Genomic DNA, 22770 nt, shown 5'->3' on the forward strand with positions numbered 1-22770 from the left:
CGGCGCCCCCTACCACCCAGGGGTCACACCCTGTCGCCGCTCCGACGCGCCGCATCCGGTCCAGCCGGATCCGCAGGCGCCGAGGACAGGTCGCCCCTGCCTGAACCGTGTGACAGCTCATCCGGTCACAAAGGAGATCTCCATGCGCAGACGAAGTTTCAGCCGCGGGCGCCCCTCCGCGGTGCTCGCCGCCGTGTTTGCGGCCCTGGTCGCGCTGGCGGCGCTGCTCGTGGCCGGCCCGGCTCAGGCGGCCACGACCAGCGACTTGCGCAGTGCGGCTTCCGGCCGCTGTCTCGACGTGGCGGGCTTCAGCCAGAACGACGGCGCGAACGTGCACATCTGGGACTGCCACGGTGGAGTCAACCAGCAGTGGACGCTGACCGGCAGCAGCCAGCTGACCGTGTTCGGCAACAAGTGCCTGGATGTCCGTGGCGGCGGCACCACGTCCGGTACCCCGGTGCAGATCTGGACCTGCAACGGCAGTGAGAACCAGCAGTGGCGGGTGAACTCGGACGGCACGGTCGTCGGCGTGCGGTCCGGGCTGTGCCTGGAGGTGTCCGGCTGGGGTACGACCAACGGCACGGGGGTGCAGGTCTGGTCGTGCCACGGCGGCAGCAACCAGAAGTGGACCGGCCTGGCCGGGGCGAGCAACGCGTGTGCTCTTCCCTCCACTTACCGGTGGACCTCGACCGATCCGCTGGCGCAGCCGGCCAACGGGCAGCTCGCGCTGAAGGACTTCTCCACCACCACGTACAACGGCAAGCACCTGGTCTACTCGACCACCTCCAACGGAACGGCGTGGGGCTCGACGGGGTTCAGTCCCTTCACGAACTGGTCGGACATGGGAGCGGCCACCCAGACCGCGATGAACGAGCCCGCGGTGGCGCCCGAACTCTTCTACTTCGCACCGAAGAACGTCTGGGTGATGGTGTCCCAGTGGAGTCAGTGGCCGCTCTACTACCGCACGTCCAGCGACCCGACCAACCCCAACGGCTGGTCCGCGGCGCAGCCGCTGTTCACCGGCAGCCTTCCCACGGGCCCCGGGGACCGGCGGGACGCTCCGATCGACCCGACCATGATCGCTGACGACCAGAACATGTACCTGTTCTTCGGCGCCGACAACGGCAAGATCTACCGGGCGAGCATGCCGATCGGGAACTTCCCGGGCAACTTCGGCTCCTCGTACACGACGGTCATGAGCGACGCGACGGACCTCCTGTTCGAGGCGCCGGAGGTCTACAAGGTCCAGGGCCAGAACCAGTACCTCATGATCGTCGAGGCGCAGGGTTCGAACCGCTACTTCCGCTCGTTCACCGCCCCCAGCTTGAACGGTCCGTGGACCGTCCAGGCCGGCAGCGAGAGCAGCCCCTTCGCGGGCCAGGCCAACAGCGGCTCCACCTGGGCCAAGGGCGTCAGCCACGGCGACCTGGTCCGCAACAACCCCGACCAGACCATGACCATCGATCTCTGCAACCTGCAGTTCCTCTACCAGGGTCTCCCCACCGACACGCCGGCGGGGACCGACTACCTGAAGCTGCCGTACCGGCCGGGGCTGCTGACTCTCCAGCGCTGACCCGCCCGATCCACCGAAATCGCGACGGGGCACGGGGCGGTCTTGGCAGAGAAGGTCAGGGGCGGTCTCACGGAGACCGCCCCTGACCACCGCGCACCAGTCCAGCCCGTTCTGAACAACCGAGCGAGGCGGCATGAAGTGCCTTGTCTCCTACGGCAGTTCCACGATCAGCAACGTGCCCCGGCTCCCGGGGCGGACGGCGTGCACCGTTCCTGCCGGCACCATGAACAGCTCGCCGGCCCGCACGGAAACGGGCGCGCCCTCCACCTCCAGCTCCAGTCGGCCGTCGAGGACCACCAATGCCTCGGCAGCCGCATGGCTCTCTTCCCCGACGGGCAACTCGTCCATGCGCAGCACCTTCACGCAGGCCGCTCCCACCATGCCCAGACTGCGAGAGCTCCACGCCTCCGGCAGACCGGCGGCCGTTTCTGCAAGGTCAATGGCACTCATGGCACACCCCTCCACACGGACCCGTTCGGTTGTGCCGAAGGGCCACGGATAAAGATCAATGGATGACCTGAAACCTACGTGACCTGGGAAAACAACGGGTCGACCGTTTGGCAAAACCCGACGCCGACCGCCGCCCTCGCCCTCAGATGCCCTCGGTGAGCTGCCGCTCCGTCCGCTTCGAGGACCACTCCGGCTCCCGGGAGCCGGAGTGGCCGCGAGGTCTCCGGTGTCCGGTCCTTCTGCTCGATGAACCGTTACCGGAGACCTCGCCCCTTGAGGTCAGGACTCGCGCTGGGGCCAGACGGGACCCCCATCGGTCCAGACGACACCCTTGTTGCGGCAGAGGCAGAAGGGGTGGCCAATGGGGTCGGTGTAGACGCGGAAGCCGTAGCCGTCGGGGTCGATGCAGTCCCGTTGCAGGGTCGCGCCGAGGGCCAGGACGCGGCGCTGTTCGGCCTCGATGTCGTCGACTTCGAAGTCGAGGTGGAACTGCTTGGGGTGCTCGCTGTCGGGCCACTGCGGGGCGCGGTAGTCGTCCACCTGGATGAAGGCCAGTTCGATCTCGCCGAACCGGATACCGGCCCAGTGCTCGTTACTGTCCTCCTTGACGGCGAGGCCCGTCACCTCGGAGTAGAAACCTGCCAGCTCCATCGTGTCCGGGCAGTCGATGATGAAATCGGTGAGTCGCAGCATTCCGCGATCTTGCCACAAGACGAAATGAGGCTGGGGGCCCCGGCCCGACGTCCCCCTTCTGGCATCAACTCGTGCTGCCGTTGGCGCCGTTCAGTACGCCCGCACCCGCTGACTTGGTGAGCTTGGCGGGCAGGCCGCTCGCGGGTTCCAGGCCCGCGTTCAGCTTCGGCGTCCAGTTCACGGTCGTTGCGATCTTCTTGCTGGAGTGTTCGGCGTTGTACGCACCGACGAGGTCGGTCGTGGTGCCGTTGACCAGGTTGCCGCTGCCGGCGACCGCGCCGGTGCCGTCGCCGCTGAGCAGTTGGGAGACCTTCCGGCCGCCGGAGAGGGCCCAGTAGTTGTTCTGGGCGACGATCTGGGCGTGGGCGCGGGAGTTGATGCTGTAGCTGTGGGCGTAGCCGTTGAGCGTGGCCGTCTCGTAGTAGTTGTCGTACAGGTGTATCTGGCCGACCCGGGCGAGCGGGGCGCGCTGGACGATGCCCTGGAAGAGGTTGTGGTGCAAGGTCACCCGGAGCTTGGTGTCCTTGTCGCTGCTGCCGATGAGCATGGTCTTGTCGTGGTTGGTGAACCGGTTGTACTCGACGGTCACGAGGTCGGAGGCGTTGGTGATGTCGAGGGCGCCGTCGTGGACCTGGTATTCGCGGCCGAAGTACGAGGGGTTCGAGCTGTCGTAGTGCGGGCCGTCGCCGAACGTGTTGTGGTCGGCCCAGACGTGGGTGGAGCGGCGCACGGAGACGGCGTCGTACTGGGAGTTCCAGTTGCCCGTCGATCCGTCGGTCGGATCCCACTGGGGGAAGCAGTCACGCGTGTCGCTGAAGCTGAGGTTGCGGATAATGACGTTGTCCGCGTTGCTCACCTGGAGGCTGCCGCCGACGATCGCCGCGCCGGAGCCGGGCACGCCGACGATCGTGGTCTTGGAGGGAACGCTCACGACGACGCGTGCGGCTTGCCGGGCCTGGGCGGCGGCACGGGCCGACTCCTGTGTGCCCGAGGGCAGCTTCGAGCGGCCCCAGGTGGCGGGGTCGTAGGCCTTCAGGTACGCGTTGAGCGAGTAGCCCGTCCCGGCCGCGTAATCGGCGCACGTCAGGGGCTTGCCGGAATCGTCGGTGTTCATATTGATCGCCCCCTTGACCTGGATGATCCGCGGGGCTCCCTCGGGGCCGGCCTTGAGGGCTTTGGCCAGATCCGCGCGGGTCGAGACGGTGACGGTGTGCGCGGAGTCCGCGGCGTGCCCGCCCGTGGTGCCCGATCCGTCGGCGGCCCAGCCGTCGTTGGCGGGCAGCACCGCGTGCGCGAGGTCCACGGGGGCAGCGCCCGCACTCATGGCCAGCGGCACGGCCGCGAGACCGGCTGCCACCAGGGAGGCCGCGCCGATCAGTGCCAGGCGCTTGCGGGCGGGTGAGCGGCGGTGCGATGAAGCAGACACGTGGTGTCGTTCCTTTGTGAGAGACGAGAGTCCTGTCAGTGCCTCAGTTGCCGCTGCTGCGCAGAAGGTTGCCACCGCTGCGCAAAAAAATATCAGCATTGCCTATCGAGAAACGATAGATTATCGTCGCCTCACGATAGAAGGAGGCTTCCATGGGGAAAATTACAGTGCTCGCGCTGCGAGCGGTGATGGTGGTACTGCTAGCCGGCTCCCTGTTCGCACAGGTGGTGATGGGGCTGCTGCTGGTCCGCGACGAGGGGCGAGTGGACAGTGACGCCGTGGACTTCCCGCGCCTTCCGGTCCTGCTGATCATCATCGTGGGCATCGTGTGCGCCGAGATCGTCTTGGCCTGCGTGTGGCGGCTGGTGACGATGGCCCGCCACGGAACGGTGTTCTCCCAGCCCGCCTTCCGGTACGTGGACCTCGTGACCGGTGCTTTCACCGGAGCCGCGCTCCTGCTGTGGGTGCTCGGTGTCGTCCTGGCGCCGGGTGAGGCCGTCCCTCCCGGCATGGTCCTCCTGATCGGCGCGGCCGGCGTGGCAGTCCTCGGCGTCGCGCTCATCGTGCTCGTGCTGCGGATGCTGCTGGCCCAGGCCGTCGCGCGCGACGCGCAGGCCTCGCGGATGCAGGCCGAGCTGGACGAGGTGATCTGATGCCGATCGTCGTCGACATCGACGTGATGCTGGCCAAACGGAAGATGTCCGTGGGCGAGCTGGCCCAACGCGTCGGGATCACGCCGGCCAATGTGGCGGTCCTCAAGAACGGCCGCGCCAAGGCCGTGCGCTTCGCGACGCTCGCCGCGCTCTGCGAAGTCCTCGACTGCCAGCCGGGAGACCTCCTGCACTGGGAGGCTGCGGACGAGCCGGAGGGCCGCGTAGCCCCGGAAGCGCCGGCGCGCAACTGACGTACGGATAGGCTTCTTTCATGGCGAGCCAGCAGCGTTCGACGGGCTTCACCGAAGCCCAGCTGTCGATCATCGATGAACTGACCGCCCTGCCGTTCCCGGAGGAAGAGGGCAAGCCGGGGACGGACGGTGGGTGGGGTGGGCCCGGATACCACGTGGCCGTGCTCCGGGAGAGCCGGGACTTCTGGGATGACCGCAGTGAGGAGATCGTCGAGGCAGCCGAGAAGGAGCTGGAAGACGATCTCGACACACTGACAGTCGCTCTGACCGCTCTGTGGGGCGGTCCCACGATGGTGGATCTGTGGCCGTATCTCGGGTTCGACCATCCAGACCCCGAGTTCGTGGCTCCAGAGCCGCTCGGCTTCCTGTGCACCGTCGCCGGCAGCATGCGGCTGTGGCAGCCACCGACCTGCGGCCGATGGCTCGCACTGGCTATCGGTCAGGCGGATCCGGAGCTGCCTTTCCAACTGCTTGCCGCGGTGGGTGAGTCGTCCTCGCTCGGAGAGACGCACGGGCCTGGGCTGGGCGCACCGTAAGGGGCGACCGCCGACGAGCCGGGGGTCCGGGGAGGAGGCCTGCACCTCCCCGGACGGGGCGGAGGGTGTTACGGGCGCAGTCCGGCCATCAGGGCCCGGGTGACGGCGAGGTCGGCGGGGCCGGTGTTCCAGTCGGCGTTGATCGGGCTGACCGCGATCTTCCCCGCGCTCACGGCTTCGATGTCGCCGCCACGGGCCGGGGTCCGCAGGTCGACGCGTACGCCCACCTTCCAGGTGCCGTCGCCCGCGTCGGTGAAGTCCGCCTTCAGCAGGGTCTGCGGGTCCTGGAAGGTGGTCGCCACCCCGGCGGCGGCGCCCTTGCCGTCGGCGCCTACGACGGGGTGGTTGACGTTGAGGCCGACGCCCGCGGGGAGCAGCGGTCCGGATCCGGCCCGCGAGCGGAGCCGGTCGATCAGCCGGACCGCGAAGTCGACGGTCGGACCCATCGCGTTGACGGTGGTCACGGGGTCGGGGGCGGCGACGCCACCGGTGCTCAGGGCAATGGCTGGCACGCCGGACTCCAGCCCGGCGACGGCGCCGCCGACCGTACCGGAGTGGGTGGCCAGACCCGCCACGTTCGGGCCGAAGTTGGTGCCGGACACCACCAGGTCGGGGGCGCGGCCCTCGAACACCTCGGAGAGACCGAAGGCCACCGCGTCGCCGGGGGACCCGTCCACGGCCCACACCTTCGGCTCGGGGTGGCGCACGGTGACCGAGGGGGCGTTCGAGGTCTTCGTGCCCGCTCCGCTCTGATTGGTGAGCGGAGCAACGATCGTCACGTCGTGCCCGGCGGCGGTCAGCCGTGCGAAGGCGAGGCGGATGCCGGGCGCGCCGTAACCGTCGTCGTTGGTGAGCAGGATCCGCAACGGGCGCGCCGGCACGGGCGCCGGTCCGGCCTGCGATGCCGCGGCGGCGGGCGCCGTACCGGCGAGGGCGGGGGCGCACAGCAGCAGGGTGGCCAGCGGCAGGACTCGCTTGCGTTGCACGGAAAGCTCCTTGGGAGAGGGGTGACGGGGTGAGGGATGAGGGGCGATGCGGTGGTGGGTGAGGGGCGACGGACCGGGTGGCGGGTCAGCGCACGTTGCGGATGGGGAGGATGGCGAGCGCGCCGATCAGCGAGAGGCCGCCGCCGACCAGGAACAGCGGGGGGTATCCGCCGAGGGTGGTGACCACGGCGGAGGCGACGAACGGGGCGATGATCTGCGGTCCGGCGTTCGCGATGTTGAGGACGCCCATGTCGCGGGCCGCGTCCTCGGCGCGGGGCAGGACCAGGGTGACCAGCGCGGTGTCGACGGCCATGAAGCAGCCGAAGGCGAGGCCGTTGAGGGCGCTGAAGACGAGCATCCCGGTCCACGTCGGGCTGATGACGGGCACGGCCATGACGAGCCCCGCGAGGGCCGCGGAGAGACCCACGAACACTTTGCGGCGGTTCCACCGGTCGGACAGCATGCCGCCGACCACCGTGGAGAGCGCCATCGCGGCCATGGAGACCGGGGTGAGGACCGCCATCGCGGCGGGCGGGGTCAGTCCCCCGGGCAGTGATATGTGATCGTCCAGGATGTAGAGCTGGTAGCCGACGACCGAGAAGTAGCCGAGGACCATCAGGGCCCGCCCGATGAAGGCCCACCGGAAGTCGTGGTGGCCGAGGGCGGAGAGGAACGCCTTGACCTGCGCCCCCTTGGGGGCACGCGGGCCGTCGGCGGCGCCCGATGCCGCAGCCGATGCCGGGGCCGCGGAGCGCGGCTCGTCACGGCAGAAGGCCGTGAGCAGCATCGCGGCCGTGGCGATCACCGCGCCGAAGACGAGGTAGCCGGTGCGCAGGTGGTCCGCGGTCTGGGAGGCGATGAGCACGCCGACCGTGCCGCCGATCGGCAGCCCGAGTCCCACCACCGCGGACGCGGTGCCGCGCCGGGCGACCGCGACCCGGTCGGGCACGATCGCGGTGACGGCGGCCTGGTAGACGTTCATGGTGGCCTGGATGAGGCACCACCCGATGCCGACGAGCAGGGCCGTGGAGACGCTGCCCAGGAAGGCCAGGCCGGCGAGCGAGGCGAGGGCGCCGCCCAGGATCCAGGGACTGCGACGGCCGCTGCGGTCCGAGAGGGCACCGGCGACGGGGTTGAAGGCGGTCGCGAAGATCGCGCTGACGCCGCCGATCAGGCCGAGGACGGCGACCTTGTCGTCACCGGCGATCTCGGCGATCTGGGTGGGGAGCAGGATGGATCCGACGCCCATGTAGACGGCCATCATCGCGGAGTTGGCGACCAGCAGCAGGAACAGGAGTCCGCTTCTGCGGGGAGGTTGGTGGTCCGCCGGGACGGGCGGATCGATGAGTTCGTTCGTGACCATGACGACTCCTCGGGGACGGAGCGGGGAGGTGGGGCGGGGGGGCGCGGGTGGCGTGTGGCGGGTGGCGTGTGGCGGGTGGCGTGCCGCCGAGGTGCGGGCACGCGGCGGGGCGCGGTACGGCGGGCTGGCGGGGGTGGACGGCGCGGAACGGAGTCGCCGGGACGCCGTGTCCGTGTACGGGCCCCGGGTTGCGGGACCGGGGTCCGAGTCCGGTGGGTGGGGATACGGGTGGGGTCCGGTTACGGGTGCGGGTGGCCCGGCGGCCAGCCGGGTGGCGCATGCGGGTGCGGTCGACGTGCTGGTTCACGTGGTGTCCGCGAAAGCCCGGCGGGCCGGGCTCGTTCGGCGCGATTTCCGGGATGTACGCGAACGTTGTTACACGTGTCACTTGGTGCGCCTGGTCACTGTGTAGCACCACTTCCCCGGCGTCGCCAAGGGTTGGCACGCAGCAATGCGCGGATCGTGACACAAGCGGCGCCTCTTGGAAGGGGCACGTGTAACCGCCAGAGCCCGGCCACCTGACAAGCCGATCACGACCGAGAACCCCCTTGCCCTTGTGGCCCCGGCCACCTGTCCGCGATACTCCGTGCCGCGGTGCGGCGCCTCCCCCGCGCCGCCGGGGACCAGGCCCGCGCTCCGTCACTGCCGCGCCCGCCCCGCACCACCCCCACGGCCCCGGCCACCGACCCCGGTCCGGCGGCGCGACTCACGCCGGTCCGATCCCCGAGGGCCCCGGCACACCCCTCCCGCGGACCCGTAGGCGGCATCCCGAAGGCCCCTCCGCTCCACGACTCCGCCCGCATCCGCCCAACCGCTCCTCCGGCCTCGCCGCCCGGCACTTAAGCACCCGGCGCCCACCGCCCCGGCCACCGACCCGAAAGGCCCCGCCATGCCGCACTCCGTCACCCCCGCGCCGCCACCCGCCCCCGCGCCCCTGCCCGTCTCCGCGCCGCCGCCCTTGCACCACCTCCCCGCCCCTCCGCCCCGCTTCGCACTCCCGACGGGCGCTTCGCTGCTCCTCGTACCCCTGCTCGCCGGGCTCCTCCTGCGGACGGGCGAACGGCCTTTCTTCCAGGGCCTCGACGACTCCTGGGCCGACGCGGCCCGCGGCTCGTCCACGGGTCCCGCCACCGAGTTCGCCCTCTGGCTCGACCACCTCGGCGGCCCGTTGGGGCTCCTCCTCCCCTTGTTGCTGACCTGCGGTCTCTGCCTGTACGGGCGTTGGCGCTCGGCGCTCTTCGTCCTCGCTACCGCCGTCCTGGCGAACATCCTCGTCGCGCTGCCCCTCAAGCAGCTCGCCGACCGGCCCCGGCCGCCGCACACCTGGGTCCTGGTGAACGACGGCTCCTACCCTTCCGGGCAGGTCTTCAGCGCGGTGGCGCTGGTCGTCGCGGTCGCGGTGGTGGCGATGCCGCCGCGCGCGCGGCGCTGGTGGTGGCTGTTCGGCGCCGGGTACGGCGCGGCCATGATGTGGAGCCGGACGTGGCTGCACACCCAGTGGCTGACCGACACCTTCGGCGGCGCCCTGGCCGGGGCGGGGGCCTGCCTCCTGTTGTGGCGGGCGTTCGCGCGGCTCCTGGAGACGGAGGCGGAGCGCGCGGCGGCCGACACCCTCTGGCTCTGAGCGGACGACGACACATGATATCGAGCACAATTGACGATCGTTGATTTGACGCCATATTCTCGAAGGGCCGTCGCGCACACGGCGCACGGCCGAGGAAGGAACGGCTCATGGCTCACACCCCACGCCCGGACCAGACCGTGGTCGACCTGCCGACGGGACGCGTGCGCGGCATGGTCGAGGAGGGCCTCACCGTCTTCCGCGCCCTCCCCTATGCGGCCCCGCCGGTCGGCGCGCTGCGCTGGCGGCCCGCGCAGCCGCACCCCGGATGGAACGGCACCCGGGACGCGCGCACCGACGGCCCGAGCGCTCCTCAGATGTACCGCGAGGGCGGTGACCCGGTCCTCGGCGGCCACGGCGAGCCGCCCTTCGACGAGGACTGCCTCACCCTGAACGTCTGGACGCCCGCGGCCGACGACGCCCGCAGACCGGTCCTCGTCTGGATCCACGGGGGCGGCTTCGTATCCGGCTCCGGGTCGCTGCCGATCTACTCCGGCGCCACCTTCGCGCGCGACGGTGACCTCGTCGTGGTCAGCATCAACTACCGTGTGGGGCCACTGGGTTACTTGCATCCCGACGCGAAGGACGACACCCGGGGCAGTGACCCGGCGGGCGGCGGCAACCACTGGCTGAGCGATCAGCTCGCCGCGCTGCGCTGGGTGCACGAGAACATCGCGCGCTTCGGCGGCGACCCGGAGGCCGTCACCGTCGCGGGTCAGTCCGGCGGCGCGGTGTCCACCGCCGCCCTCGCCGCCACACCCGAGGCCGCGGGCCTGATCCGGCGGGTGATCCTGATGAGCCCGCCCTTCGGCCTCGACTTCCCCACACCCGCGGCCTCCCTGGAGCGCACCACCGCCTACGTGGAATGCGCCGGGGCCGAGGACCTGGCCGAGCTGCGCGACCGCCCGTGGCCCGAGCTGATCGGCGCCGGCGGTGGCCTCTTCGCCCGGACGGCGCGGTGGGGCTACTGGCCCACCCCGTTCCTCCCCGTGATCGACGGCGTCACCCTCCACCACCATCCGGCCGAGGCCCTGCTGCACGGGGCCGCGGCCGGGATCGAGGTGATGATCGGCTGGACGCGCGAGGAGGCCAACTTCGGGTTCGCCCTCGACGAGGGCCACGCGGGGGCGGACCGGGAGCAGGTGACCGGCCGGATCGCGGACACCTTCGGAGCCGCCGCGGCTCCCGCCGTGTACGCGGCGTACGAACGCGCCCGGCCGGGGGCCCGCCCGGGGGACGTCCTGATGGACCTCATCACCGACGAGCTGTTCCGGGCGCCCGCCGTGCGGTTCGCCGAGGCGCGGGCGGCCATGGGGCGCCCGGTGTGGGCGTACCAGTTCGACCTCCCCTCCCCCGCCCACGAGGGCCGGCTCGGCGCCGCGCACTGTCTGGACCTCGCCTTCGCCTTCGACAACTTCGAGCAATGGGCACACGCCCCCTTGGCCGCCGGCCTGGACCCCGCCGTGCGCGACGGGCTGGCGCAGACCATGCACCGGGCCTGGATCGCCTTCGTCCGCACCGGCGACCCGAACCACCCGGACATGCCGCAGTGGAGCCCGTACGAGGAAGGCACCCGGACCACGATGCGCTTCGACGCGGTCGTCGGCGCCCTCGACGACCTGGCCGGCCACGCCCGGCGGCTGCACGAGGGCGCGCTGCGCCGGCTCTCCTCGTAGCGCCACACGGAACCACGCCGCGGGGGCCCGGCGGGGCACGTACGTCCGAGCGGACCCCCGCTCCCGTGATCTAACTCGTGTAACCTGTGGAGAGAAGGCACCGGGCCGATCAGAACGAGCGTCGAGGGACGTCATGGCGAAAGACATTCCCGTCCCCGCTTCGGTCACCAGTGCCGACGTGGCCCGGCTGGCCGGGGTCTCACGCGCCACCGTCTCCTTCGTGCTCAACGACACCCAGGGGCACCGCGTCAGCGCGGCCACCCGCGCGCGCGTGCTCGACGCCGCCCGGCAGCTCGGTTACGTCCCGCACGCGGCCGCCCGCTCGCTGCGCGCCGGGCGCAGCAACCTCGTCCTGATGCCCGCGTCGATCTCCGCCGTCGGCCGACTGGTCAGCGACTGGGTGGACGACCTGCACAGCGAGCTGGACCGGCACGGTTACACGGCCGTCCTGCACGCGGGACGCTTCACCGATCCGCTCGACGCCGCCCGTGCCTGGGCCGAGTTGCGCCCGGCGGCCGTCATCGCGCTCGACGGCGACCGGCTGACCCCGCAGGCCGCCGAGCTGCTGAGCCGGGCCGGAGTCCGCGGGCTGCTCGCCTTCGCCGCTCACCCCGTGGCGGGCGTGCACACCATCGGTTTCGACCACGCGCGCATCGGCGCGACCGCAGCCGAGCACCTCATCGCCCGCGGCCGGACCCGTATCGGCGTGGTGATGCCGCAGGAGCGCGGCCTCGCCACGCTCGCCGCGCCCCGACTGGCGGGAGCCGAGTCCGTCGCAGCCCGGCACATGGCCACCGTGACGCCGGTGGAACTGTCCTACACCCGCGAGTCCGCGACCGCCCTGGCCCGGCGCTGGCCGGGCCTCGGCCTGGACGCCGTGTTCGCCTACAACGACGAGTACGCCGCGCTGCTGCTCCACGCGCTGCGGGCCGAGGGGATCGCCGTACCGGAGGACGTGGCGGTCGTGGGCTGCGACGACCTGGTGCTGGCGGCGCTCCAGCAGCCCGCCCTCACCTCGATCCGGCTGGACCTCGCGTCCCCCGCTCGGGTCGCGGACGCCGTGCACGAGCTGATCGAGACGGGCACGACCGCCCCCGTGCCGGAGATAGAGGCGGTGCTGGTGCACCGCCAGACCTCATAGGCATGTACGAACCGCTGGCCAGGGAAACTACGCTGACGGTCCGTCAGGTGCAGTCGCGGACGCGGCGAGGGTCACGGTCACCGCGGGCGCGGCTCCCGTACCCCCGGCCGGCCCTCGGCGGTTGCTGACGCGGGCGGCCTCGCGCGCGAGCGCGGGGGCGCAGAGCCACCAGGCAAGCAGCCCGGCCCCCGCTCCGGCGGCCGCGCCCGCGACGGTGTCGCTGAGCCAGTGCGCGTGCAGCCAAATTCTGCTCCACATCATGACCAGGGTGAACAGCGTCCCTCCGGCCCACCAGGCCCGGCGCCGCGCGGCCGGCACCAGCAGGACGCCGACGAGGACGACGAGCAGCGCCGCGCCCGCCGCGTGCCCGGAGGGGAACGAGCCGTGGTCGACCCGGACCAGCGGGTGGGCCGGACGCGGGCGGTCCACCGCGCACTTGAGCCCCTGGACCACGAGCACGTTGCCGACGAGGTAGGCGCCGAGCAGGAAGCCCGCCGACACCCGTCTGCGGCGCACGAGCAGGAAGACCAGCAGTGCGAGCGGCACGACGACGCCGAGCGGGCCGCCGAACCAGTTCAGGACCGCCGCGACCATGCCGTACGGCCCCCCGTGCGGGCCGTCCATCCAGGTCAGCCAGCGGTCGTCCGCGCTCTGGAACGGCGGCTGCGCCGGGTCCCGCCGGACGGCGAGGGCGAGCACCGCCGGTACGACCAGCAGCAGGACCCCCGCGCCGAGGACGCCGGGCCGATGGCGGGCGGCCGCCTGCGGGGGCGGCGGGGCGGCGGGGGCGCCGCGGGTGGGCGGGGAAGCGACCGGATTCCTGGACATGCCTGCCTCTCGCGACCGTGACGGGGCACGGCGTGGTTCGGGGAATCGACGTGCGCGCCCGGGCGGGATCGACATGCCCGGACGGGACCGGGGGTGCCGGGCGCCCGGCCTTGCGGGGCACGGGCGCCCGGCCCGGGCGGGGAACGGGGGCGCCGCCCGTGCGGGAACGGGGGTGCCGCCCCTCCGGGCCGCGCCCCCGTCTCCTTCGCTGGCGACCAGCTCAGACCCGCGCCGAGGTGACGGGTCAGGCACCCTCGCCGAGGTGCCGGGCCAGGAACGCGACGCTGTCCGCGACGATCCGCGGGACGTCGGGCGAGCCGAGGAAGATGTGGTCGGCGCCTTCGACGGGCTGGAGGGTGACCTCCCCGCCCGCCTGCGTGAGGGCGGCGGCGAGCAACTCGCTCTGGCTGTACGGGACCAGCCCGTCCTGCCGGCCGTGGACGAGCAGGAACGGCGGCGGGTTCGAGCCCGGGGTCACGTGCGTGACCGGGCTGGCGGCCCTGGCCAGCTCCGGGCACTCGGCGACGGGCGCGCCGAGGAGCGCCACGTACGGGTCGGGGAACTCCGTGCCGGGTGCCATCGGCAGCTCGGGCATCGGGTGCGCCGAGAGGGAGACCAGGTCGGAGATCCCGTACCAGTCGACGACGGCCCGCACCGCGGTGTCGCCGGTGCCCACGCCGTGCGCGCCCTCCAGCGCCTCGCGGTCCGCGCTGTCCGGGCCGACGAGGCCCGCGAGCGCGGCCAGGTGGCCGCCCGCGGACTCGCCCCAGACGCCGATGCGGTCCGGGTCGATGCCGAGGATCCCGGCGAACGCTCGGACGTAGCGGATCGCGGCCTTCACGTCGTGCAGCTGGGCCGGGAAGGGGGCCTCCAGGCTGTGCCGGTAGTCGATGGAGACCAGGGCGAGCCCTGCCCCCAGCACCGCTCCGTGCAGCAGGGCCGCCGGCACGGTGGGCGGCGGGTAGCGGCGGTCGCCGTCCAGCCAGCCGCCGCCGTGGATCCACACGACCGCCGGGAAGGGGCCCTTCCCCGGGGGCACTTGCACGTCGAGCAGCCGGGGGCGGTAGCCGGGCGTGGTGGCGTAGGTGGCGCCGTGGTGGTGACGGACGCCGTTCTCGTCCGTGAGCGCCGGGACGGGAGTCTGGTAGGGCGGAGGCGGCCAGGTCATGTCGGCCATGTCGATCGCGGGCGGGGAGTGCGTCATTGCGGCCCTTCCAATCAGCGCGGACCCGGTAGGGGCAAGGCTTCGTAACGTATGTCCGAATTGCTTGCACGACCCACCCGGGAGGCATAACGTGTTACACGTGTAATCACGACTCTAGCGACGCATTTCCGCTGACCACAAGCCCACGAGCGGGCCGACTTCCGCACTTGTTACACGGGCCACAGCGCGAACTGCGTCACCGTCCCCCAGGGAGCACCCCATGCTCACCGCCACTCCCGCCCCCACCCCCGCCACCGTTCGCCCGCGCGCCTTCGTGCGGTGGACGGCCGAGCCCGGTGCGGCGACCGTCCCGCTCATCCGGTCCCGCGTCCGGGCGGTGCTCGACGACTGGCGGGTGACCGCCGATCTCGCGGACGTCCTGCTGCTGGCCGTGAGCGAACTCGCGGGCAACGTCGTACTCCATGCCGCCGGCCCGCGCCGGATGCGGGTGGCGGTCATCCTCCGGGAGGGCTGGCTGCACCTGGAGGTCGCCGACGAGTCGCGCACACCGCCCCGGCCGCTCCTCCCCCGGCCCGCGGTCGATCCGGACGCCGAGACGGGGCGGGGCCTGCTGATCGTGGAGTTGATGGCGGCCGAGGCGGGAGGCGAACTCACTTGCGGTGGAGGCGAGTTCGGGCAGCACTTCGCCGTCCGCGTCCCCGTCGCGTGAGGGTCTTTCGGGAGCAGAAAATATGGCGACTGATTGACGGTCGCCAAAATATCGAGATACTTGCCCCATCTCCCCCGCTGCTCCCTGATTGAGGTGCCGCCCCATGGAGCTCTCCCCCTCGGCACATGCCGATACCTTCTGCCGCGACCGGCTCCCCCCGTTCTCCCTCTGGCCCCGGCTCCACTTCGACCTGCCGGAGCTGGACTATCCCGTCCGGCTCAACTGCGCCCACAGCCTGCTCGACGAAGCCGTCGAACGCTGGGGACCCGACCGGCCCTGCCTGCTGACCCCGACCGAGCGCTGGACGTACGGCGACCTGCTGCGGCGTGCCAACCAGGTCGCCCAGGTGCTCACCGAGGAGCTGGGCCTGCTGCCCGGAAACCGCGTCCTGCTGCGCGGACCGAACAACCCGTGGCTCGTCGCCGCCTGGTTCGGCGTCCTGAAGGCGGGCGGGGTGGCCGTCACCACCGTGCCGCTGCTGCGCGCCGCCGAACTCGCCGAGCTGTGCGGGATCAGCCGCCCCGCGATCGCCCTCTGCGACCACCGCTACCTGGACGAACTCCGCTCCGCCACCGGCTCCGATCCCGGCGCCGCCCCCCGCGTGATCGCCTACGGCGGCCCCGGCGACGACGACCTCGCGGTCCGCTGCGCCGCCAAGGACGGCGACTTCACCAGCGTCGCGACCGCCGCCGACGACGTCGCACTGATCGCCTTCACCTCCGGCACGACCGGACGGCCGAAGGCAACCCTGCACTTCCACCGGGACGTCCTGGCCAACGCGGACACGTTCTCCCGGCACGTCCTGGCGCCCCGGCACGACGACGTGTTCACCGGCACCCCGCCCCTCGCCTTCACCTTCGGCCTCGGCGGGCTGGTGGTCTTCCCGCTGCGCGTCGGAGCCTCGACCCTGCTGATCGAGCAGGCCACGCCCGGGCAGCTGGCCGACCTGATCGCCGCGCACGCGGTGAGCGTCCTGTTCACGGCGCCGACCGCGTACCGCGCGATGCTGGCGCAGGGCGCGGCCGGCCTGCTCGCGGGCCTGCGCCGCTGCGTGTCCGCGGGCGAGCCGCTGCCCGCCGTCGTGTGGGAGGAGTTCCACGCCGCCACGGGGCTGCGCATCATCGACGGCATCGGCGCCACGGAGATGCTGCACGTCTTCATCTCCGCGGCCGACGAGGACATCCGGCCCGGATCCACGGGCAGGCCCGTGCCCGGCTACCGGGCCGCAGTGGTCGACGAGCACGGCGAACCCGTCCCCGACGGGCAGCCCGGCCTGCTCGCCGTCACCGGGCCCACCGGCTGCCGCTACCTCGACGACCCGCGCCAGTCCACCTACGTCCGGGGCGGCTGGAACATCACCGGCGACACCTACGTCCGCGACGCCGACGGCTACTTCTGGTACGTGGCCCGCAGCGACGACATGATCGTCTCCTCGGGCTACAACATCGCCGGGCCCGAGGTCGAAAAGGCCCTGACCGGCCACCCGTACGTCGCGGACTGCGGGGTCATCGGGGTGCCCGACGAGCGGCGGGGCATGCTCGTCAAGGCGTACGTCGTGCTGCGCGCCGGGGTCCCGGCCTCGCCGGCCACGGCCCGGGAGCTCCAGGACCACGTCAAAGCGGTCATCGCCCCCTTCAAGTACCCGCGCGCGGTGGAGTTCGTCACCGACCTCCCGCGCACGGAGACCGGCAAGCTCCGGCGCGGCCAACTCCGGGCCCAGGCACGGGAACCGGCCGTTCCCGCGGCGACGGTCCCGCGCGCCACCGTCGTGGAGTCGCTGCCCAGCGTCGTCATCGAGCGCCGTGTGGAGTGGCCCGACACCGACGCTGCCGGCCACTACCACCACTCCACCGTCGTGCGCTGGGTCGAGGCGGCGGAGGCGGTCCTGCTGAGGCGTCTGGGCCTGGCCCACCTGTTCGGCAGTACGCCCCGCGTCCGCTTCGAGGCGGACTACCGGGCCCGGCTCTGGTTCGGCGAGGCGGTGCGCACGGAGCTGCGCGTCACCAAGGTCGGCGCCAGCTCGCTCCACTACGCCTTCACCGTGCGCGGGGAGGCGGGCGCGGAGGCGGCCGCCGGCCGCATGGTCATCGCCCATTCCGCCGCCCGCGCCACCGGGGCCACCCCCTGGCCGGCCGAGGTCCGCGAGGTCCTCACCCAGGCGGGTCCGCAGGCCCCCGAACTGATCGAGAACGTCCGAGGAGGCGCCCCGTGCGCGTAGCAGTCATCGGAGGCGGACCCGGCGGTCTGTACTTCGCCGCCCTGGCCAAGCAGCTCTCCCCGCACTGGGAGATCACCGTCTGGGAGCGCAACGCTCCCGACGACACCTTCGGTTTCGGTGTCGTCTTCTCCGACGAGACCCTCGACGGCATCGCCCAGGCCGATCCGGTCGTGCACGCCGCCATGTCGGCGGAGTTCGCCCGCTGGAGCGACATCGACGTCCGCCACCGCGGCCGGACCCTGACCTCCGGCGGACACGGCTTCGCCGCCCTGGGTCGCCGCCGGCTGCTGGAGATCCTCCAGGAACGCTGCGCCGCGCTGGAGGTCGACGTCCGCTACCGCACCCAGGCCCCGCCGCCGGAGCAACTGGCCTCGGCCTACGACCTGGTGGTCGCCTGCGACGGCGTACGGTCGGGCACGCGCGCCGCCCACGCCGACACCTTCGCCACCGACCTCGACGAACGGTCCGGCCGCTACATGTGGCTCGGCACGGACAAGGTCTTCGAGGCCTTCACCTTCATCGTCGAGGAGCGGGAGTTCGGCACCCTCCAGGTGCACGCCTACCCCTACGACGCCACCCGGTCCACCGTCATCGTCGAGATGAACGAGGACGCCTGGCGGCGCGGCGGCTTCGACCGCTCCGAGTCCCTGGACCTGCCCCCCGGCGCGAGTGACGAGGAGGGGATCCGCCGCTGCGAGGAGATCCTCGCCCCCCACCTGGACGGCCACCGGCTGCTGCCGAACAACTCCAAGTGGCTGCGGTTCACCACCGTGCGCAACCGCACCTGGCGACACGGCAACACCGTGCTGCTCGGGGACGCCGCGCACACCGCGCACTTCTCGATCGGCTCGGGCACCAAGCTCGCCATGGAGGACGCGCTCGCACTGGCGGCCTGCCTGCACGAGCACCCCGACGCGCCCAGCGCGCTGGCAGCGTACGAGGACGAGCGCAGGCCGGTCGTGGAGTCCACCCAGCGGGCGGCGCAGGCCAGCCTCGAATGGTTCGAGCACATCGACCGGTACACCGGCCAGGACCCGCACCAGTTCGCCTTCAACCTGCTGACCCGCAGCCGCCGGGCCACCTACGACGGGCTGCGCGCCCGGGACGAGGGCTTCACCACCGCGGTGAACGCGTCGGCGCCGGTACCGCCGATGTTCCGGCCGCTGCGGCTCGGCGGACTGCGGCTGCGCAACCGGGTGGTGGCGGCCCCGGTCGCCCTGTCGACGGCCCGCGAGGGGATTCCTGGCGACTTCGACCTGGTGCACCTGGCCACCCAGGCCCTCGGCGGTCCGGCCCTGGTGCTGGCCGGGATGACCGCCGTCAGCGCGGGCGGGCGGACCGACGCGGGCTGCCCGGGCCTGTGGACCGACGAGCAGGAGGAGGCCTGGCGCCGGATCACCGGCTTCGTCCACGGCCAGTCGGACGCCTGCCTGGGCATCCAGCTCACCCACGCGGGCCGCCGCGCGGCCGACGGGACACCGCTGGCAGCCTCCGCGCTGGCCTGGGACGAGCGCAGCCCGGTGCCGCGGGAGGCGACCCGGGCGGACATGGACCTGGTCGTGCGGGACTTCGTCCGGGCGGCCGAGCGCGCCGACCGGGCCGGGTTCGACGTACTGGAACTTCAATACGGCCACGGCCACTTGCTGTCCGGGTTCCTGTCCCCGCTGACCAACCGGCGCGCCGACGCCTATGGAGACGGCCCGGCCGGGAGGCTGCGCTTCCCGCTCGAAGTACTGGGCGCGGTACGGGCGGTGTGGCCCGCCGGGAAGGCGCTCCTGGTGCGGATCTCCGCGACCGACTGGGCGGCAGGCGGTCTGGGCGAAGGCGAGGCGGTGGAGATCGCCCGGGCCCTGGGGGCGGCGGGCGCGGACGGGATCGACGTCTCGACGGGCGAGGTCGTGTCCCACGAACGGCCCCGCTACGGCCGCAGTTATCAGACGCCGTACGCCGACCTGATCCGCAACGCCACGGGGCTGACGACGATCGCCGTGGGCGCGCTCTCCACCTACGACGACGTGAACTCGGTGATCCTGGCGGGCCGCGCCGACCTGTGCGCCCTCGGCCGCGCGCAGCTCCACGACCCGCTGTGGACCCTGCACGCGGCGGCGGCCCAGGGGTACCGCGGGCCCGCCGCGCCGTGGGCCCGCTCCTGGGCGGCGGGCAGTGCCCGGCCGCCGGCCGCTCGCACCGACCGGGTACCGCCCCGCCTCGAACTGCTGCGGCCGGCCGAGGCCGCGGTGCACCGGCGCTGGCGTCCGCACGCCGCCGCGTCCCCCGCCGTCCCGGCGCCGACCGTGACCGCCGCCGCAACCCGCTGACCAGCGGAGATCCAGGAGATTCCATGGAACCCCCTCCCCCGTACGACCTGCCCCGCTTCACGGCGGCGGCCGTGCAGGCGTCCCCGGTCTACCTCGACCCCGGAGCCACCGTCGACAAGGCCGTCGCGCTCATCGCCGAGGCCGCCGGGAACGGCGCTGCGCTCGTCGTCTTCCCGGAGGTGTTCGTCCCCGGCTACCCGTACTGGAACTGGACGATGAACCCGGTGCAGGGTTCGCCCTGGTTCGAGCGCCTCCAGCGGGCCTCCGTCGACGTTCCCGGGCCGTACGTGGACACGCTGCGCGCGGCGGCGCGGCAGTACGGCGTCACCCTCGTCATCGGGGTCAACGAACGTGCTCCGCACAGTCTCGGCGTCCTCTACAACACCCTGCTGACCATCGGTCCCGACGGGGAACTGCTGGGCGTGCACCGCAAATTGGTGCCGACCTGGGCCGAGAAGCTCACCTGGACCGGGGGCGACGGCAGTTCGCTGCGCGTCCACCGGACCCCGGTCGGCCCGCTCGGCGCCCTCGCCTGCGGGGAGAACACCAACACCCTGGCCCGGTTCGCCCTCCTCGCGCAGGGCGAACTCGTCCACGCTTCCTGCTACATCGCCCTGCCCGTGGCCCCCGCCGACTACGACATGGCCGACGCCATCGCGGTGCGTACGGCGGCCCACAGCTTCGAGGGCAAGGTCTTCTCCGTCGTGGCTTGTTCCACCGTCTCGCCGGAGATCGTCGACCTGATCGCGGGGGACGACGCCGAGCTGCGGGCCCTGTTCGGCCGCCCGCGCAGCGCCCTGTCCGGGATCTTCGGCCCCGACGGCCGCCCGGTCACGCCGCCGCTCGTGGACGACGAGGGCATCGTCTACGCGGAGATCGACCTGGGCCGGTGCATCCAGCCCAAGCAGATGCACGACATCACCGGCCACTACAACCGCTTCGACGTCTTCCGCCTCGAAGTCGACAACCGGCCCCGTCCACCCGTGACCTTCACCGCACCGTTTTCCGCCCCCCGCACCACGCCGCTTCCCGAGGAGGACGCATGACCATCGGACAGGACGACACCGCGCTCGGCCGCGCACGGGTCCTCGCCACCCCCGAACTCACCGCCTACTACGCCGAACTCGAAGCGCGCGACGCGGGCGCGCTGTGGACCGTCGCCAACGACATCGAACCCTGGTACCCGCAGCCCAGGTCCGTCCCCGTGCTGTGGCGGTACGAGGAGCTGCGCCCGCTCGTGCACAAGGCGCTGGGTCTGGTCACGGCCGACGACGCGGGCCGCCGAGTGGTGATGCTGGTCAACCCCGGCCGCAGGGACGTCAGTGCGGCGGCCGGGCTGCTGTACACGGGCCTGCAGATCATGGGCCCCGGCGAGGCCATGACCGCACACCGCCACCAGGCCGCGGCGCTGCGCTTCGTCCACGAGGGAACCGGTGCCTGGACGATCATCGACGGGCAGAAGCTGAAGGTGGGCCCGCGCGACTTCGCGATCACTCCGAACGGCACCTGGCACGAGCACGGCAACGACGCGGACGACGCCCCGGTGATCTGGCAGGACGGCCTGGACATCCCCCTGGTCAACGCCCTCGACGCGGGGTTCTACGAGGTCCACCCCGGGCTCCACCAGGAGCCCGGAAAGGTGATCAACTCCTCGGTGCTGACCTACGCGGCGAACCTGCTCCCCTACGGCGCCGAGCGCTGGACCCGGCCCTACTCCCCCCTGCTGGCCTACCCGTGGGAGGCGACGTACGAGGCGCTGCTCGGCCTCGCGAAGGCCACCGAGGGGTCCCCCTACGACGGGATCATCGCGGAGTACACCAACCCGGTGACCGGCGGTCCGGTGATGCCCACCATGGGCGCCCACATGCAGCTGCTGCGCCCGGGTCAGGCCACCCAGGCCCACCGGCACACCGGATCGGTGATCTACACCGTGGCCAAGGGCCGCGGGGTCTCGGTGATCGCGGGGCAGCGCTTCGCGTGGCGGGAGGGCGACATCTTCTGCGTCCCGTCCTGGGCCTGGCACGAGCACCACAACCTCGATCCGGCCGAGGACGCGTGCCTCTTCTCCTTCAACGACTTCCCCGTCATGCGCTCGCTCGGCTTCCACCGCGAAGAGGCGTACGTCGACAACGGCGGCCACCAGGACGCCCGCTGAGCGCCCCCTTGAGCACCACACCGCCGGATTCCCACCGCTGCGACCACCAGGAGACACCCCCATGCGCCTGCTGACCTTCACCACCGCTTCCGCGGACGGCTCCCCGCCGCGCCTCGGCGCCGAGAGCGACGGCTTCGTCCACGACCTCGCCGCGCTCGCCGGCCACGCGGGCGCGGCGATCCCGGCGGACCTGCTCTCGCTCGTCCAGGCCGGGCCCGCCGCACTGGACACCGTCCGCGCCCTGCTCGACGGCGCGCGGCCGCGCCACGCCGTCCACCGGCTCGAAGACGTCCGGCTGTGCGCCCCGCACCGGCCCGGCAAGATCATCGGAGTCGGGCTCAACTACGTGGAACACGTGGCGGAGTCGAGCCGGACCCTGGACACCGACAAGGAACTGCCGCCCCGCCCGGTCCTGTTCAGCAAGCCGTCCACCGCCGTGACCGGTCCCGGAGCGCCGATCCTGCACAACGCGGATCTCACCAGCCGACTGGACTGGGAGTGCGAACTCGCCGTCGTCATCGGCCGGACCGCCTTCCGCGTGAGCGAGCAGGAGGCGTACCGGCATGTCTTCGGCTACAGCATCGTCAACGACATCAGCGCCCGCGACCAGCGCCGCTCGGGCCAGTGGTTCTTCTCCAAGGGCCAGGACTCCTACGCCCCCTTCGGCCCGGTCGTCGTCACGGCCGACGAGATCGCGGACCCGATGGCCCTGGACCTCGAACTGCGCGTCAACGGCGTCACCAAGCAGAAGTCCAACACCCGCCACATGCTGTTCCCCATCGCCCGGCTCATCGCCGACATCAGCTCCGGCGTGACCCTGGAGCCCGGCGACGTGATCGCCACCGGCTCCCCCTCCGGCGTCGGAGCCGGCATGGTCCCGCCCGAGTTCCTCGTCCCCGGCGACACCGTCGAGGCCACGGTCGAGGGCATCGGCACCCTCACCAACCCCGTCGTGGACGCCCGTTGATGCCGACGCCACCGGCCCACCACCCGCACCGAGGAGATTCC

19 protein-coding genes and 2 pseudogenes are annotated in these 22770 nt (G+C 72.2%); 14 read left to right on the forward strand and 7 right to left on the reverse strand.

Annotated elements, in window-relative coordinates:
• The first annotated feature begins 142 nt into the window (after positions 1-142).
• Positions 143-1573: a non-reducing end alpha-L-arabinofuranosidase family hydrolase gene (locus tag AC0693_RS14205; protein ID WP_478801928.1), complete on the forward strand. Its 1431-nt coding sequence runs from the start codon at positions 143-145 to the stop codon at positions 1571-1573.
• Positions 1574-1723: 150 nt separating this feature from the next.
• Here the strand turns inward: AC0693_RS14205 and AC0693_RS14210 are convergent, their stop codons facing one another.
• From AC0693_RS14210 to AC0693_RS14220, 3 genes are all read right to left on the reverse strand, one after another.
• On the reverse strand, positions 1724-2023 hold the full coding sequence (locus AC0693_RS14210; RefSeq protein WP_469320484.1) for a cupin domain-containing protein: 300 nt from the start codon (positions 2021-2023) through the stop codon (positions 1724-1726).
• Between the two features lie 279 nt (positions 2024-2302).
• A complete protein-coding gene (locus AC0693_RS14215; protein ID WP_478738558.1) occupies positions 2303-2716 on the reverse strand; it encodes a VOC family protein in 414 nt (137 codons plus the stop codon).
• Between the two features lie 64 nt (positions 2717-2780).
• Positions 2781-4142 (reverse strand): pectate lyase family protein, encoded by a 1362-nt coding sequence (locus tag AC0693_RS14220; RefSeq protein WP_478801929.1) that lies wholly within the window; start codon positions 4140-4142, stop codon positions 2781-2783.
• Between the two features lie 152 nt (positions 4143-4294).
• Here AC0693_RS14220 and AC0693_RS14225 point away from each other — a divergent pair, with 152 nt between their 5' ends.
• Genes AC0693_RS14225 through AC0693_RS14235 form a run of 3 tightly spaced genes read left to right on the forward strand, consistent with a single transcriptional unit; the run spans position 4295 to position 5582 of the window.
• On the forward strand, positions 4295-4795 hold the full coding sequence (locus tag AC0693_RS14225; protein WP_478801930.1) for a DUF2975 domain-containing protein: 501 nt from the start codon (positions 4295-4297) through the stop codon (positions 4793-4795).
• On the forward strand, positions 4795-5046 hold the full coding sequence (locus tag AC0693_RS14230) for a helix-turn-helix domain-containing protein (RefSeq protein WP_469333442.1): 252 nt from the start codon (positions 4795-4797) through the stop codon (positions 5044-5046). The genes AC0693_RS14225 and AC0693_RS14230 overlap by 1 nt, the downstream gene beginning before the upstream one ends.
• Before the next feature lie 20 nt (positions 5047-5066).
• Positions 5067-5582, forward strand: a complete 516-nt coding sequence (locus AC0693_RS14235) for a hypothetical protein (RefSeq protein ID WP_478801931.1) — start codon at positions 5067-5069, stop codon at positions 5580-5582.
• A gap of 68 nt (positions 5583-5650) precedes the next feature.
• Here AC0693_RS14235 and surE read toward each other — a convergent pair whose 3' ends face one another.
• Both surE and AC0693_RS14245 read right to left on the reverse strand, forming a co-directional pair.
• Positions 5651-6568: a 5'/3'-nucleotidase SurE gene (gene surE / locus AC0693_RS14240; RefSeq protein ID WP_356408586.1), complete on the reverse strand. Its 918-nt coding sequence runs from the start codon at positions 6566-6568 to the stop codon at positions 5651-5653.
• An 85-nt stretch (positions 6569-6653) separates the two neighbouring features.
• Positions 6654-7931: an MFS transporter gene (locus AC0693_RS14245; protein WP_478801932.1), complete on the reverse strand. Its 1278-nt coding sequence runs from the start codon at positions 7929-7931 to the stop codon at positions 6654-6656.
• Positions 7932-8820: 889 nt separating this feature from the next.
• Here AC0693_RS14245 and AC0693_RS14250 point away from each other — a divergent pair.
• The 3 genes from AC0693_RS14250 (at position 8821) to AC0693_RS14260 (ending at position 12369) form a co-directional block, all read left to right on the forward strand.
• Positions 8821-9555 carry a phosphatase PAP2 family protein gene (locus AC0693_RS14250; protein WP_478801933.1) on the forward strand — a complete coding sequence of 245 codons (735 nt, stop codon included), beginning with the start codon at positions 8821-8823 and terminating at the stop codon, positions 9553-9555.
• A gap of 107 nt (positions 9556-9662) precedes the next feature.
• Positions 9663-11228, forward strand: coding sequence for a carboxylesterase/lipase family protein (locus AC0693_RS14255; protein WP_478801934.1), 1566 nt, complete (start codon positions 9663-9665; stop codon positions 11226-11228).
• 133 nt (positions 11229-11361) lie between these two features.
• On the forward strand, positions 11362-12369 hold the full coding sequence (locus AC0693_RS14260; protein WP_478801935.1) for a LacI family DNA-binding transcriptional regulator: 1008 nt from the start codon (positions 11362-11364) through the stop codon (positions 12367-12369).
• A gap of 27 nt (positions 12370-12396) precedes the next feature.
• On the opposite strand, the gene AC0693_RS14265 is transcribed toward AC0693_RS14260, so the two are convergent.
• On the reverse strand, positions 12397-13197 hold the full coding sequence (locus AC0693_RS14265; RefSeq protein ID WP_478801936.1) for a phosphatase PAP2 family protein: 801 nt from the start codon (positions 13195-13197) through the stop codon (positions 12397-12399).
• A 244-nt stretch (positions 13198-13441) separates the two neighbouring features.
• Positions 13442-14401 carry an alpha/beta hydrolase fold domain-containing protein gene (locus AC0693_RS14270; protein WP_478801937.1) on the reverse strand — a complete coding sequence of 320 codons (960 nt, stop codon included), beginning with the start codon at positions 14399-14401 and terminating at the stop codon, positions 13442-13444.
• 220 nt (positions 14402-14621) lie between these two features.
• Here AC0693_RS14270 and AC0693_RS14275 point away from each other — a divergent pair, with 220 nt between their 5' ends.
• The 7 genes and pseudogenes from AC0693_RS14275 (at position 14622) to AC0693_RS14305 (ending at position 22729) form a co-directional block, all read left to right on the forward strand.
• A complete protein-coding gene (locus AC0693_RS14275) occupies positions 14622-15071 on the forward strand; it encodes an ATP-binding protein (RefSeq protein ID WP_478801938.1) in 450 nt (149 codons plus the stop codon).
• Positions 15072-15174: 103 nt separating this feature from the next.
• A pseudogene (locus tag AC0693_RS14280) lies at positions 15175-16791 on the forward strand (AMP-binding protein); the annotation flags it as partial.
• 144 nt (positions 16792-16935) lie between these two features.
• Positions 16936-17289, forward strand: a pseudogene (locus AC0693_RS14285) (acyl-CoA thioesterase); the annotation flags it as partial.
• Positions 17280-19607 carry an oxidoreductase gene (locus tag AC0693_RS14290; protein ID WP_478801939.1) on the forward strand — a complete coding sequence of 776 codons (2328 nt, stop codon included), beginning with the start codon at positions 17280-17282 and terminating at the stop codon, positions 19605-19607. The pseudogene AC0693_RS14285 and the gene AC0693_RS14290, both read left to right, overlap by 10 nt.
• Positions 19608-19630: 23 nt before the next feature.
• Complete coding sequence (locus tag AC0693_RS14295) at positions 19631-20653, forward strand: carbon-nitrogen hydrolase family protein (RefSeq protein WP_478738578.1); 1023 nt, start codon at positions 19631-19633, stop codon at positions 20651-20653.
• The gene (locus tag AC0693_RS14300) at positions 20650-21762 is read left to right on the forward strand and encodes a cupin domain-containing protein (RefSeq protein WP_478801940.1); all 1113 of its coding nucleotides are present in this window, start codon (positions 20650-20652) and stop codon (positions 21760-21762) included. The genes AC0693_RS14295 and AC0693_RS14300 overlap by 4 nt, the downstream gene beginning before the upstream one ends.
• A 61-nt stretch (positions 21763-21823) precedes the next feature.
• Positions 21824-22729, forward strand: a complete 906-nt coding sequence (locus AC0693_RS14305) for a fumarylacetoacetate hydrolase family protein (protein ID WP_478801941.1) — start codon at positions 21824-21826, stop codon at positions 22727-22729.
• Positions 22730-22770 lie beyond the last annotated feature (41 nt).

The organism is Streptomyces sp. NPDC043876, assembly GCF_056435825.1.